This is a genomic window from Streptomyces sp. NPDC001070 (assembly GCF_053598835.1).
In genome coordinates, this window is the sequence record NZ_JBSFLB010000028.1 from 1 (window position 1) to 12806 (window position 12806).

The 12806-nt window shown below is 69.5% G+C and carries 13 protein-coding genes; 7 read left to right on the forward strand and 6 right to left on the reverse strand.

The window, feature by feature from the left end; translation table 11 throughout:
- Nucleotides 1-39 precede the first annotated feature (39 nt).
- From ACWDAS_RS29840 to snpA, 4 genes are all read right to left on the reverse strand, one after another.
- On the reverse strand, nucleotides 40-210 hold the full coding sequence (locus tag ACWDAS_RS29840) for a hypothetical protein (RefSeq protein WP_450397191.1): 171 nt from the start codon (nucleotides 208-210) through the stop codon (nucleotides 40-42).
- Nucleotides 211-374: 164 nt separating this feature from the next.
- Nucleotides 375-1121, reverse strand: a complete 747-nt coding sequence (locus ACWDAS_RS29845) for a hypothetical protein (RefSeq protein WP_450397194.1) — start codon at nucleotides 1119-1121, stop codon at nucleotides 375-377.
- A 10-nt stretch (nucleotides 1122-1131) separates the two neighbouring features.
- A complete protein-coding gene (locus tag ACWDAS_RS29850) occupies nucleotides 1132-1686 on the reverse strand; it encodes an isochorismatase family protein (RefSeq protein WP_450397197.1) in 555 nt (184 codons plus the stop codon).
- Nucleotides 1687-2186: 500 nt separating this feature from the next.
- Nucleotides 2187-2945: a snapalysin gene (gene snpA / locus ACWDAS_RS29855; protein ID WP_450397199.1), complete on the reverse strand. Its 759-nt coding sequence runs from the start codon at nucleotides 2943-2945 to the stop codon at nucleotides 2187-2189.
- Nucleotides 2946-3817: 872 nt separating this feature from the next.
- Here snpA and ACWDAS_RS29860 point away from each other — a divergent pair.
- The 3 genes from ACWDAS_RS29860 to ACWDAS_RS29870 all read left to right on the forward strand — a co-directional run bounded on the left by ACWDAS_RS29860 (nucleotide 3818) and on the right by ACWDAS_RS29870 (nucleotide 6041).
- Entirely contained in the window at nucleotides 3818-4981 is a 1164-nt protein-coding gene (locus tag ACWDAS_RS29860) for an L-histidine N(alpha)-methyltransferase (RefSeq protein ID WP_450397202.1), read from the forward strand.
- A gap of 1 nt (nucleotide 4982) precedes the next feature.
- Complete coding sequence (locus ACWDAS_RS29865; protein WP_450397204.1) at nucleotides 4983-5564, forward strand: hypothetical protein; 582 nt, start codon at nucleotides 4983-4985, stop codon at nucleotides 5562-5564.
- A gap of 231 nt (nucleotides 5565-5795) precedes the next feature.
- On the forward strand, nucleotides 5796-6041 hold the full coding sequence (locus ACWDAS_RS29870) for a hypothetical protein (protein WP_450397206.1): 246 nt from the start codon (nucleotides 5796-5798) through the stop codon (nucleotides 6039-6041).
- Between the two features lie 445 nt (nucleotides 6042-6486).
- Here the strand turns inward: ACWDAS_RS29870 and ACWDAS_RS29875 are convergent, their stop codons facing one another.
- On the reverse strand, nucleotides 6487-7287 hold the full coding sequence (locus ACWDAS_RS29875; protein WP_450397209.1) for an SDR family NAD(P)-dependent oxidoreductase: 801 nt from the start codon (nucleotides 7285-7287) through the stop codon (nucleotides 6487-6489).
- Nucleotides 7288-7666: 379 nt separating this feature from the next.
- On the opposite strand from ACWDAS_RS29875, the gene ACWDAS_RS29880 reads away from it, so the two are divergent.
- From ACWDAS_RS29880 to ACWDAS_RS29895, 4 genes are all read left to right on the forward strand, one after another.
- On the forward strand, nucleotides 7667-8200 hold the full coding sequence (locus ACWDAS_RS29880; protein WP_450397211.1) for a DUF6882 domain-containing protein: 534 nt from the start codon (nucleotides 7667-7669) through the stop codon (nucleotides 8198-8200).
- A 358-nt stretch (nucleotides 8201-8558) separates the two neighbouring features.
- Nucleotides 8559-8909 carry a hypothetical protein gene (locus ACWDAS_RS29885; protein ID WP_450397213.1) on the forward strand — a complete coding sequence of 117 codons (351 nt, stop codon included), beginning with the start codon at nucleotides 8559-8561 and terminating at the stop codon, nucleotides 8907-8909.
- A gap of 276 nt (nucleotides 8910-9185) precedes the next feature.
- Complete coding sequence (locus ACWDAS_RS29890) at nucleotides 9186-10196, forward strand: DUF1259 domain-containing protein (protein ID WP_450397215.1); 1011 nt, start codon at nucleotides 9186-9188, stop codon at nucleotides 10194-10196.
- A gap of 891 nt (nucleotides 10197-11087) precedes the next feature.
- Nucleotides 11088-11654 (forward strand): hypothetical protein, encoded by a 567-nt coding sequence (locus tag ACWDAS_RS29895; protein ID WP_450397217.1) that lies wholly within the window; start codon nucleotides 11088-11090, stop codon nucleotides 11652-11654.
- Between the two features lie 265 nt (nucleotides 11655-11919).
- On the opposite strand, the gene ACWDAS_RS29900 is transcribed toward ACWDAS_RS29895, so the two are convergent.
- Complete coding sequence (locus tag ACWDAS_RS29900) at nucleotides 11920-12201, reverse strand: hypothetical protein (RefSeq protein WP_450397220.1); 282 nt, start codon at nucleotides 12199-12201, stop codon at nucleotides 11920-11922.
- Nucleotides 12202-12806 lie beyond the last annotated feature (605 nt).

Sequence of the window (12806 nt, forward strand, 5' to 3'; positions counted from 1 at the left end):
GGAACCGCGATCACCACCGCGGTTCCCAGGCCCGCCGGGTCAGGAGGGCGTGCCGTTGCGCACGGAGGACAGGTTGATCCGCGCGCTCTGCAACTGGGCGTGGTGGGGGTCCTGCACGTCGGCATCGGTGATGTAGAGGGTGGTGCCGTGCACCGCGGTCGCGGTGGGCGAGGCGAGCCCGTACACCAGCGTCTCCTCCGGCCGTCGCATCGACCGACGGCAGCAGCCGGAGCGGCCTCGGATCGAACTTACAAGGCGGATGTCGGCGGTTCGAAACGGTGCACGCCCATCTCGACGTGGCACCGTGCATCAATCCAGCGGCGTGCCCGGTCGTCGCGGCAAGGCGCTCGTCTTCGCGCCCTCGCAAGCGGGCTTCACCGGTTCAGTGCCTCATCCCACACGTCTCCGCCATCCGCCCAGGTCCATAGCCAATTACGCAGTGAGGCCGATGCGTGCCTCAGCCCGTCGTGCGCGTCTTCGCCCCAGCCGGGAACCCACCCGTCCGCGTCGTAGAGCAACACGGGGTTGCCGACCGCGGTAAGGGAGAGGTGCCACTGCATCGTGCAGCCGCCGTAAGCGAGGTGCAGCCACGACGCCGGCACTCCACGCGTACGGTTTCGCTCATGAAGGCTGACCGCGCTTGGCCAGTCGCTCAGGTCCCCGGGGGCCCGGTTGCCGTCGGTCAGCGAGGCCAGACCGCTGTCGGGGCCGAAGCCTCCGTTGGCGACCTCGGTGTACACGCGCCGTAGAAGCTCGGGAAGGCGGCGCCCGATTCTGTGTTCTGCCTTATCGAGATCCGCCATGGAGAGCGGCGCAAACAGCGGGCCGCGGGGAGCGTCAGCGTAGTAGACGGCCACCTCCTCGACGTCGGACTTGAGCTGTACCGTCCCATCGCTGCAGTACCCCCTGATGACGTCCCGGCGCTGCTCCAGTCGCGCGCTGCCGTAGCGCTCGGATATCCACAGGGCTGGAACGTCAGCCGTGTCGAATCGCCGACCCGGATCGCACGCCCGAGCACGCAGCTTCTCGATCAGCACATCGTCGTCCTCCTCCTCGACGCCCGACTCGTCGAGAGACTCCGGCCTGAGCAGCGCAGGACCATCGTGCGAAGGGGAGGTCATGCGCGGGAGCCTAGTGCTGAGCCCTGTCCTCGAAGCCGATCTTCGCGGCCGGTGTCACCAGGATGGAACGCCCGGCGTACTGGATCGTGGAGAAGATCTCGTTGTTGTGCGCGATGACCTGAGCGGCGGCGGGCGCGGCACCAAACGGGCGTTCGGGCGTGGTGTGGCCGTCTGCGACCAGCACCAGGTCGTAGCCGCGGGAAAGCGCACTGCGGCAGGTGGAGTCAACGCAGTACTCCGTGGCGAAGCCGGTGACGACCAGGCGGCGCACTGCCTGCTCGCGCAGCAAGTCGTCGAGCGCCGTATCGAGGAAGGAGTCGGCGCTCTCCTTGTCCAGTACGGCGTCGCCCGGCTGTGGCGCCACCGCCGGGTGGACGTCGACCAGTTCAGCGGTCAGTCCGGGAACCACGAGGTCCAGCCGTTGCCTCAGGTAGACAACCAGCGCACCGGTAGAGCGAGCCCGATCGGCAAGTGCGGCGACCCGAACCAGACAGCCTTCGGCATCGTGGGCGTCGGCCAACAGGGCGCTCTGCATGTCGATGATGAGCAACGCAGTGTCTGGCACTCCGCGATCTTATAGGCCCCGCATAGGGGGCATGAGCGTGCCCGCTGCGTGCCCGGTCCGGCGGGGTCCAGGGTTGGAGCCCAGAGAGCGCCGACAGGGAATCGATCACTCCACTCGCACGTCTTGCTCAGAAGATCCACAGACCCCAGACGCCGGCCACAGCCGCTCGGCCACAGCTACCTGCCCCCCGCCCGTCCGAGACACCTACGATCGAGCTGTTCTTCAGTCTGCTTGATCAGTACCGAGCCGAGCAGCAACCTGTCGAATCCCCTTTCGTGGTTGACGGGTTGGTGTCGGGTGATCTTTGACATCCGCCATAGACGGGTTCGATTCGGCACCGCCCGCGTACCGGCCGGATGGGACGCGTTGGCCCTCTCGCGCAGCGGACATCGGCCCGCTGTCCCGGCTCTGGGGGTGCCCATACGGGCGCGGGTGGGTGGTCTTGGCCATGCGGCTGAAGCCATCCTCGACGGCGAGCCGCTTCCCACTTGGGAACGCAATCAGCTCCAGGACGTGCTGTTGAGCGGACGCCCCGGACCGTGGCCCGGCGCCACGGTCCCCACCGGCGGTGCAGTGCTCAGCTGGTCAGCGGGCTGGTTCACCGTACCCGGGGCCTGCGCGAGTCCGGTGGCCCACAGCTGGTCGACACGCGAGCGCTCGGTGGCGTCCGGGTAGCGGTTGGTGCAGGACGGGCCGGGGCCGCCGCCCGACATCAGCTCACTGCACGGCCCGCTGTAGTCGTCCGACAGGCCCAGCACGTGCCCGGTCTCGTGGGTGACGACGCGGATCGAGTCGTTCTGCTGGGTTTGGGAGTAGTCAAGGAAGATGTAGCCGCTTCCGTGGCCGTTGGTGGAGGCGTAGGACCCCCGCTGGTTGTTGCCCTCGTAGTAGGAGAAGTCGGCACCGCTCGATGCCTCCTGGAGCTTGACGTTGGACTCCGAGCTGTTCCAGATCGAGGCGGCGCTCGATATCTGCGAACGGAAGCTCGGTGCCCGGGAGGCGTCGTAGTAGACGGTCACCTCCTGCGCGTTGGGCTGGGCGGCGCGCTTCTCGGCGACCGACTTGAGCACAGCCTCGAAGAACGCCTTGTTGTTCGTGGCCTCCTCAACCGACCCGCCGTACCGCGCCACGGAGGTACCGGCGGAGGCGGACGGGGTGGCGGCCGTCTGGGCGCTCGCCGGCACCGCCGCGCCCAGCGCGCTGGTGGCCAGGCCGAGAGCGAGGGCGAGGAGCCTCGCGGACGTTCGGGACGACTTCATCTGAGGGCTCCTACTCACTCGGTGACGCCGAGCGCCCGGTGCGCGGTCGACTCCGCGTGAACACCGGCGACGAACTGCAGCGACGTCCTGTGGGTCGCCATTGTTAGAACGGCTCGACAGGGAGCGCAAAGGGCCCCGCCACTACGTCGCCTCGTAGGTCCCAGGAACTCGCCGGGGCAGTGCGCGGGTCTCCAGTCCGCACATGGCGGCGGAAGACAAAGCTGTCGCGACGTCAGAAGCCTTACGCCACCGGCCAACGGCCGCGCGGGTCGGACGGGCGGAATTCCGGGACGCGCGGCGGGATCCACATCCGGGCAAAGTCGGACAAATCCTCAGGTATCTGCCACGCCGCGTCTACTAAGTGCGCCCGTTGGTTGGCGGAGCACTGTGACCGACATCATAGAATATGGGCTTCCGTTCCTTTCGCGCTCCACCGGCCCCGAGTCGCCCCCGGGAAGTCACCCTCGGTGCTGGGCGGCATCCCTCACCGCTGAGCCGCCGCCGCTCAGTCCTGATCAGGATGGAAGCCGGGCCCGCCGTGCAGCGGCGAGCGGCGTGAGGGAGAGGTCGGTCGGTTCCTCGGCCGCCTCCAGCGGCGTGTCCGTGCCGGCGTCGTCCGCCGTGCTGGTCGGCGTCGTGCTCGGTCCCCGGGCGTAGAGCCCGTTGCGCAGTCGGCGCTCGTGCGGCTCGACCGGGGCGCGGTCATCGTTTGTTCCTCGCGTTCGTGATGCCAGGCGGTGGCTCGGTGGCAGGGGTTGACGGCGGTGTCCTGAGGTGTGGTCGGGTGTGCGCGCTCCCCAGGTGTGCAGCCCCGGCCGCGCGGGCACTGTTCGAGTGCAAGGGGGCTCTGCAGGGGACGGGGGGACAAACATATGGGGGACGGAGTGTTCTCGCGCCTGGAACGGGCCTTCACGGACGGCTGGGACCGCTGGATGCTCAGCCTGGAACGCGAGGACCCGCGCGGCTTCCTCATGGACATGGTCCGCTCACTCAAGGGGCACCGTGACGACGGCCTCGGCAAACAGATCGAGAACAAGCACCGCTACATCGGCCTGGGCCCCACCATCGCCTGGCTGCTCACCTCCAAGGACCCCTCCTACCCGGTGGCCTACGACAGCATCGCCTCCTTCGGGCGGGTCTGGGACGACTGTTACGGAGCCCTCGGCGACAAGCCCTACCACTACGTCAGCTTCGGGGTGGGCACCGGCGACAAGGACCGCCATGTTCTCGATCGCCTGCAGGCGCACAACGACGGCCTCCTCTACGTTGCCGTCGACATAAGCTCCGCCATGCTCAACCTGGGGACCCACGAGACCCGGCTGCGCATGCCGGGCCGCACCGTTCCCCTGGAGCTCGACTTCGAGGACAGCACGAGCCTGATGGCGCTGCGCGAGTTCCTCGACGCATTCATCGGCGAGGAGCCGATCCTGTTCAGCCTGCTCGGCAACGCACTCGGCAACGTCGAGGACGATCGCGGCCTGCTGCGCACCCTCGGGCAGGTACTGCGCCCCCAGGACCGGCTCGCGCTGGAAGTGGCCACCACCCAGCGCCTCGACGACGAGGCCACCCAGATCGTCGCCGCCGAACGCAGCGGAAGCCGCCTGTACAACGAATTCGTGACCGCCGCACTGGCGATGTACACCGACCTCACCATCGACACCAACTGGCTCAGCTACACGGCGAAGATCGATGAGGACCACGCCATCCGGGTCGAGGGCCACTACATCAATCGCAGCGGCACCCCGCTGACACTGATGCTGCCCAACCGGGAGACGGTCCCCTACCGGGTCGGCGAGGGTATCCGGGTGCTCCTTGGCCGCCGGTACTCAGAACAGGGTCTGCGCTCGGTGACGGAGGGCGCGGGGCTGCTGGACGTCGTGGCCGAGCAGGGACTGGACCTCGGCGCGGTGCAGCGACGACCCCAGTCGCCGCTCGGATTCGGCGATACGCTGATGCTGCTGCGCCGCGCTCCTTCACCGCCGCCACCGCCCCCGCTCCCGCTGGCTCGGCTCTGGACACCGGCCACGGAGCGCTGAGGTGCTGCGTGTTGCCGTACGCACCACCACATTCGTGCTGCTGTTCGGCCTGTTGGTGCAGTCGGCGTGGTGGTGCTTCGTTCCCGACGAACCGGTCATGCAGCCGGTCAACGCGCTGCTGGCGGTCAGTGCCGCGATCTCCGGCATCCCCGCGGAGCGGCTGGCGACAGCCGCCGAGCGGCGCCGCCGGGCGCTGTTGGCCCTGCGTCATGAACTCGGCAGGAACCGCTCGCTGCTGGCGGACGCCTGCGCACTGGCCCAGCGGCCCGGATACGGCCAGATCTATCCGCGTCTGATCCTGGACGCCCTGGACACCGCCGTCTTGCTGAGCGCGCTCAGCCCGATGCGCGACCAGGCGGTCCTGGCCAGGGTGATGGACTGGCGGGGCACCGCGGCCGACCTCAACCGCCGTTTGGAGATGACCGAGCTGCGGCTGTGCTCGGGGGAGCCGGTCGATCGCTCGGAACTCGCGCTGCTGCGGGACATCGCCGGGCGACCCGACGGCCCCTTCGCCCAGGCATCCTCCTCGCTGGAGGAGTTGCACGAGTCGATAGACCGCTCACTGCGGCGGGGCCGGCGCTGACGGACGGGCGTCCGGTATGGCCCTGTCCTGCAACGAGATCCAGCGCCTCATCACGCTCGTCATCCAGCCCTCCATGACATCTGCATGACCGTCTGACCAGCCGAGCAGACTTCCGCGTCCTCCACGCCCACAGTTCGCAGCGAGGGGGTCGTGCGGTCGTGCTGAGCATGGCATGGTGCGGCCTTTGCGCTGTGTACGTCGGGGCATCCGCGTCAGGAGGACACTGGTCCTATGACCCTGCCCAAAACGCATCATTGCTCTTCCTGCTCGGACGGTGGCGCGCAGGAGGAGGTCATCCACGAAGACCTCGTGGTCGGAGCACCACTGTCCATGGAGGATCTCACCGAGGCGCAGCGCCTCGACCGGTTCGCCCGCAAGTACGCCCACGACGGTTGCGAGGTCAGAGAAGTCCGACGGGTCCCGCACGACTGCTTGAGCGGCTACGCGTGGTCCGTCCGCTTCGTGGAGCGTTCCTGACCAGGACATCACCGGGTGGCCCGGGGAAGATGCCTGCCGGCGGGGGCCGGGCCCGTTGGGCAGTTTCGGACTTCTCGTCACGGCCGGCGATGCCGCGCCCTCCCTGGGGGTGGCAGAGTCTTGGCCGTGCCCGATGCGTGCCCGATCGAGCCGTGAACCCCGGTCAGCCGGGGTCTGCTGCGGGCTCCACCAAGGAAACACGCGCCGCCGTTCTTGCCGGTTCAGCGCCGGTTTCAGGCAGCCGGGCACGGCGGGTTTCGGTCCGCCGAGCCCGTGCCCACGTCGCCTGCCTCGATTCTGCAGCCGGCCCGTGCAACGCGACCCGTGGCTCACGCAGCGCGGTGTTCTGATCACGGCTGGGGCGGGTCACACCGGTCGTTCCCAGGTTGCCGGGAGCGGGGGAGCGAGATGGTGAAGGCCGCGCCGTTGCCGGGGCCGGCACGGATCAGTCGTTGATGGATCCGCAGCTGAGGTTGACCACGGTCCCGGTGATGGCGCCCGCCCGATCGGACGCCATGAACGCGGCCGTCTCTGCGACTTCAGCCAGCTTCGGCAGCCGGCGCAGGGCGGTGCCGCGTTCCATGTAGGCCTTCACCGTGGAGCTGTCTTCCGGATCGGGTTCGGCGTCGTCGATCAGGCCCCAGGAGACCCAGGCCTCCGGGATGCCGTCCGGGCGCAGGCAGACGACACGTACGCCGTGCGGTCCGACTTCACCGGCCAAATGTCGGGAGAGCAGTTCCACGGCGCCGCAGGCGACGCCGAAGCCTCCGGTCGCGTGGAAGCCCTGATCGCGGCCGGACAGGCGCGACGCTGACGTGGAAAGGGTCACGATCACGCCCGAGCCCTGTGCGGCCATGTGCCGGGCCGCCGTTGTCGCGGTGACGAAGTTGGCGGTGGCGGCGGTGGTGATCGGTGTCAGGAAGTCGTCGACTGACATGCCGGTCAGCGGCGTGCCCTGCAGATCACCGCGGATGCTGACCGCGTTGATGGAGACGTCCAGCCGGCCTGCCGTGCGGACCACCTCGGCGGCGTGCCGCTCAACCGCCTCCGGGTCGAGCGCGTCGACCTGGGCGACATGCGCCCGGCCGCCCGTGGACTCGATCTCCTCGGCCAGCTCCTCGAGCCCCGCGAGTCTGCGACCGGTGAGGAAGACTCGTGCTCCCTCGCGACCGAAGGTTCGCGCCACTGTCTGCCCGACCGCCCCGCCCGCTCCGTAGACGACGGCGGTCTTGTTCTCCAACAGCATGTCCCAGTCACCTCGATCGGAGTCTGCGTCGATCTCGCCGGCACATTAGATGCCGGTACTGACATACGGACTCTCGTGTGCGGTGCCGACGGCCCTGACCCTGCGGCTGTCGCAGCCCTCGCCGGCCGCAGCCGTCCGCGCGGAGGTTCCTCAGCCGGCCGCCGGCTGCCGTGCGGGTACTGGTGATCTCCGAATGAGGTCGCCCGTGGATCGAGGATCGCCGCAGGTCGGAGGTTGGCCAGGCGGCATCACCCGGCGAACCTCAGTAGCCGGCTACCGCTCGTGCCACTGTCGTGCCACATCGGGCGGTCCGCCACGTCCGCGGGTTCCGCCGGCCCCCGCGCTGTGCAGCTCACAGGCGTCCCCTATCGTCCCCACCATGGGACTGTTCAAGAAGGCTGCGAAGCAGCAGCCGACTGCCTCTCAGCCAGATCTCGCGGTGCTGGTCATGCAAGGCGAGGACATGATCGAGCAGCTTGCCGAGGCCCACCGGAAGTGGGGCCTGGGCACGGCAGATCGCTGGGACCTGGATCAGCGTACGGGTGAGATCACGTGGACCTTCCCGGACAAGATCGCCACTGCCCCCGCTCAGATCATCGGCAGCTACAACCGATCCACGTCCTCGTGGGTGTGGGCCTGGGCGAACGACGACATTCTGCCGGCGATGAGCCGGGACTCCGAGAAGGTCCGCGACTGGGCGGCAGCCAACGGTCACGCTGGCCTTGCACTCCCGCGCGTCGAAGTCGACGAGGAGACTGCGGGCACGATCGCTGCAGTAGCTCTCCGGGTCACGGGGGCGACCGGGTTCTACCGGGGCGGCAGTGGCACCGCCTTTCCGATCATCACCTTCGGGCCGGTAACGCTGACCTCGGCTGACGGAGAGGTCTCTTCTTTCACGGTCGACATCGAGTAGCAATACTCACGGCTGCACGACGGCGACGTCAGCGGCCATCACCGGACTCAGCGGCCGTCGTTGTGAGTTCCCAGGCAGACGCCTTCGCTTGGAAGTCCTGTCCTGACGCCTGAGTTGACCGCCCGGCGGCACGCTGAGCCCCCGACCCCCGCTGCGCAATCCGTGCGCCCGCGGCAGCGACGGCAGCGTCGACGGCACGGAGTACGGACCGCACAGCACCCAACGGCCGCCGGCAGTCCGGCCGCCGACTGATCAGGCCCCTGTTCGGGTGCCTGCCCGCATCTTCGAAATGCCCGCTCCAGCGGCCCCCCTGGAAGGCCTGTGCTGCGGTGTCGGCGGCCGGCTGTAGCCTCCGCGCATGGCCATCAGACCGTCCACGACCTGGCGCGACGAGGTCGCGCGACACGCCGGTTCCACGGAGCTCTACGCCTCGGGGATGCTGCAGGCCACCGAGGCCGCGCTGACCGCGTTCGAGGAAGAGGCGCGTGCTCTCGGCAGCGCATCCGACGAGCCCGTACTTGCCGCCGTCGAGCGCGTCGTGCAGCAGCTGAACGTCATCGATGAGGAGTACGGGGCGTACTGCACCGTCGAGCGCGAGGACCTGTGCGAGTACATCGACGACGTCCTCAGCGGGCATGGCGTCGACGTCTCGGCGCTTCTTGCCCGCCAGGACATGGCGGAGCTGACCGAACGGTGGCGTGAGTGGTAGGCCTGTCGGCCGTGTGTCCAGGTGCCGGCGCGTGATGTCACAGAGCCGTCCGGCGGCCACCTGACTGCGTCGATGAAACCGCCCCGGAAATCGAGCATCCGGGACTTCTCGCAGGTGGAGGGGGTCTACGCGCGGTGGAACCGGGCACACCGACCGTGCCGCCCGGCTCTCTCACCCGATTGGCGACGACGGCTTCACCCACCTGGCCGCAGTGCTGGCGATGTTGAGGACTGTCCGTCGCCCTCCGTGCTTCCATCCCGTCAGGAGGCACACATGATGGCTGAGGACCGACAGCAGGAAACCCACCCGGGAGCGGGTGCGTCGCGGCGGCGCGTGCTGGCCGCGGCCTCTCTGGCGCCGATGCTCGCCGGGACGCTCTCCGCGTGCGCGTCAGCCGGAGCGACGAAGGGGCACCAGCACGCGCCGGTCATGCCGGTGCGCACCGCCCTGTCGGACTGGAAGGACGTCGCCGTCGCGTTGGGCCGGACGGGCGACATCAGGCGCAACTTCATGTACCACACAGGCCTGCCACGCCGGGACCTCAAGGTGGTCTCGCAGGGCGTCACCGTCAAACCGGGGCTCGCCCTGGGTTCGCATGTGTCCTTCGTCCGCTACGCCGACGGGAACACACTGCTGATGGGCGACGTGGTGGTCACCGAGAAGGAGATGCAGTCGTTCGCCGACGTGCTGCACGAGCGCGGGATCGAGCAGACCGCGATCCACAAGCACCTGCTGTCCCAGTCCCCGGAGATCTGGTGGTTCCACGTCCACTCGCACGGCGACGACGCCGTGGCCATCGCCCGGGGCCTGCGCGCGGCGCTCGACCGTACCGGCACTCCACCCCCGGCCCGGCCGGCCCACGTCCTGCCGCGCACCATCGACCTGGACATCGCCGGCATCGATGCCGCGATGGGCGTCAAGGGCGGCATCGACGACGGGGTCTACAAGAACACCTTCGTCCGCCGGGAGACCATCACCGACGGTCACATGGTGCTGCCGCCGGGCCTCGGATCCACGAGTGCGATCAACTTTCAGCCACTGGGCGGCGGCCGGGCCGCGATCAGCGGCGACTGCGCCATGATCGCCGGCGAGGTCCAGGCCGTCCTCGCGGCCCTCAGGCGTGCCGGTGCCCAGCTCGTCGAACTGCACAACCACGGGCTGACGGACGAACCCCGGCTCTTCTTCGTCCACTTCTGGGCCGTCGGTGACGCGGTCAAGCTCGCCCGGGGCGTGCGGGCCGCGGTGGACGCCACCAACGTCGTGCCGATGCCTGTCTCGGTGGGCTGATCGCCCGGCCGGCACCCGTCCCCGGCCCCGGTCTCCCAGGTGCCGGGTACGGGCGGGGCCGGAGGGTGTGCCCCCGCCTTCCGGACGCTTGGCCGCAGGTTCGAGCCCTGCCGGGGGCTCGCCGGCCGGACACGGCCGGCCGAACGCAGAGCAGGGGCACCTGGGCGACCGGGTCCGCGGCACGGGGAGTCCGGGGTGACGAGCGGCTGCCCGGCGGCATCCCGGGTCGCGGGTGAACGCTTCCAGGGTTTCCGGGCCAGATCGGGGTCGCGCAGCGCGAGGCGGCGCCGCTCGGGATCCGGCGAGGTTGCGAAGCGGGCGGCGAGACCTGCTGCGGGGAATCGCGGGTGGGTGGCGAGCATCTGGACGGCGCGGTGAACGCCGTTGAGATAGAGGTCCAGCAGCAGCTCCGGCGGCGGCTCCGGGTGGAACTCGCACAGCAGGAGCCGTACGGCGAAGTCTTCGTCCTCCGAGAGCAGTTCGACGAGGTCGGTCTCCAGGGCCGGGCATACGGCGGCGCTGCGTCGCAGCCAGGTGTGGGCGGAGGTCGCGCACGCCCGCAGGACCTCTGGGTTCCCGCGCGCCTTCCATACCCAGTCGAGCGTGCCCAGGCGGGCCTCGGGGTCCACGGTGTAGTCGATGGCCGCGCGTTCCTGCTCGGTCAGTTCCTGCCTCGCAGAGACGACCAGGCGCACGTGCGGGTCCGGGTGGGCGGCCAGCTGCCGCACGAGGTCGGGCGGGAGGGAGGGGTTGGCGGCAACAGAGGCGGGGTGATCGTTGGTGACCAGGCGTTCGGCGAGTTCGCGGCTCAGCATCCTGGCGGAGTGCCTCGTCCAGGCGCCACGAGCCCGCGAGGCTCTCGACCAGCCAAGCCGTGCGTTCGGTGTCCATGTGGCAGACGCACAGTGCCGCTTCTCGCCGCACGTCGAGGTCGTCGTCGTGGAGCAGCGCTTGTCTGGCCTGCTCGGAGAGGGAGTCCCACGCGCCGCAGGCGGCTTGCCGCAGGGCGCTGTCCGGATGGTCCGCCAGTCCGGCCAGGACGTGCGCCGGCACGAAGGTCGACATGAGGGTTGCGTGGCGGATGCGTTGTTGCGGGTGGGTGAGGAGCTGCTCGTATGCCGAGTCGGGCAGCGGTTCCACGTGGGCCCGGTACGGCATCGGGCCTGCCGCCACGCCCAGGATGACCTTCGAGGACGGATCGTCGAGGAGGCGGGCTCGCTGAGCCGGGTCTGCGCTCGCGCTCTCGGCGAAATGGGTCCGCAGTGCCGGGTCGGGGTCCGCCAGGATCGCGTCGACAACCTCGGCCGGGAGGCTGCTGCGCTGAGTGATGTTCCTCCTGATGTTCTGGTCGTCGTGTTTGAGCAGCCGCAGCAGGACAGCGGCGTGTGCGGCCGGATTACAGGAGAGTGCCTCCAGGGCGGCGTTGTGGTGATCGGCCATGGTGTCTCCGTTGGGTGATCCCGGCTCGTGCAGCTTGCCATTCCACCAGCCGGGCGGCGCCGCGTCGATGGCGGGCGTTGCCCTGCCGGAAGCCGATGCCCGGCTTCGGAGCCACCTGCCGTACTGAAGCAGGTGCCGGCGCGTGTGGTGGACGAGGCCTGGTCGGCCTCGCCGGGCAGCCATGCTCGGGATTGCCACCGGCTGGAAGGCCCGTGGGTCTTGGTCACGGGCCTTCCAGCCGGTCAGTGCCGGTCAGTGCTGCTTCACAGGCAGCAGTGGCCGGCTAGCCCAGCGGGCCGAAGTAGGGGATGAACGGGGTGAAGCCACCGATGGGGGCGTAGGGGACCAGGCCGCCGTAGAAGCCGTAACCGCCGTAGAGGCCGTAGCCGCCGCGGGGGACGTAGGGGCCGAAGGGGCCGAAGCCGCCGCCGCCCTGGACGGTCTGGTGGGGCGCGGAGGCCGTGGCTTGCGGGGCCGCGGCGGCGGCGCTCGCCCCGACGAGGGCGAGCAGTGGCGCCGCGAGCGCCGCGGCGACAGTGCGGCGGACGCTGATGTTTGCGCGCATGTCAATCTCCTTTGGGCTTGAAGATTGCTGGACAACGGCCGTGTCATTTCCGACCGCCGTCAAACCGGCTTCGTTGCACCTGGAGCCGGTAGGGGGCACGCGACCCACGAGGTTCTGGCTCACTGGGCAGGGACGCCGTTATGCAAAGCGGCAAACGCCGAGACAATGACCGTGACATGCGCGGGGCCCGGAGTCAAAAGAAAGGGCCGCGGCACTGAGACGCCGAGGTGGATTTCCGCAGTTCAGAGGGCATGTATTCGCTCTTTGGAAAGCTTGGGGCCACGGTCTCCGCAGTCGCGGACGGCGCCCGGAACGCGGTCCGGGGCCCGCGGTCACCGGGCGAGGATCGCGCGACGCCCGCCCGGTATCGCGCGGACGCACCATGGCGCCGGCTACCCGGGGGCATCGCCGCCCGGCACCGCCGACGATCTGTGCGGAAGTTCGGCGTCGCACCAGAGCAAGCGGGCGGCGGCAGCCCCGACGCCGCCCCGGCACGGCGGATGTCGGGGCCAGGCTCGACCTCGACGCGCCGACCTCCACGTCGCCCGGTACGTACACCGCGGTGCTGACGGTGACCGTCATCCGACCCGGATCCGCGCGCGGTC

Excerpts from the sequence above, each read along its gene's own strand:
- ACWDAS_RS29880 (WP_450397211.1), top strand. The coding sequence starts at position 7,667 with ATGGGACTGTTCAAGAAGGCTGCGAAGCAGCAGCCGACTGCCTCTCAG.
- ACWDAS_RS29890 (WP_450397215.1), top strand. The coding sequence starts at position 9,186 with ATGGCTGAGGACCGACAGCAGGAAACCCACCCGGGAGCGGGTGCGTCG.
- ACWDAS_RS29840 (WP_450397191.1), bottom strand. The coding sequence starts at position 210 with ATGCGACGGCCGGAGGAGACGCTGGTGTACGGGCTCGCCTCGCCCACC.
- ACWDAS_RS29845 (WP_450397194.1), bottom strand. The coding sequence starts at position 1,121 with ATGACCTCCCCTTCGCACGATGGTCCTGCGCTGCTCAGGCCGGAGTCT.
- ACWDAS_RS29870 (WP_450397206.1), top strand. The coding sequence starts at position 5,796 with ATGACCCTGCCCAAAACGCATCATTGCTCTTCCTGCTCGGACGGTGGC.
- ACWDAS_RS29885 (WP_450397213.1), top strand. The coding sequence starts at position 8,559 with ATGGCCATCAGACCGTCCACGACCTGGCGCGACGAGGTCGCGCGACAC.
- ACWDAS_RS29875 (WP_450397209.1), bottom strand. The coding sequence starts at position 7,287 with ATGCTGTTGGAGAACAAGACCGCCGTCGTCTACGGAGCGGGCGGGGCG.
- snpA (WP_450397199.1), bottom strand. The coding sequence starts at position 2,945 with ATGAAGTCGTCCCGAACGTCCGCGAGGCTCCTCGCCCTCGCTCTCGGC.
- ACWDAS_RS29900 (WP_450397220.1), bottom strand. The coding sequence starts at position 12,201 with ATGCGCGCAAACATCAGCGTCCGCCGCACTGTCGCCGCGGCGCTCGCG.
- ACWDAS_RS29860 (WP_450397202.1), top strand. The coding sequence starts at position 3,818 with ATGGGGGACGGAGTGTTCTCGCGCCTGGAACGGGCCTTCACGGACGGC.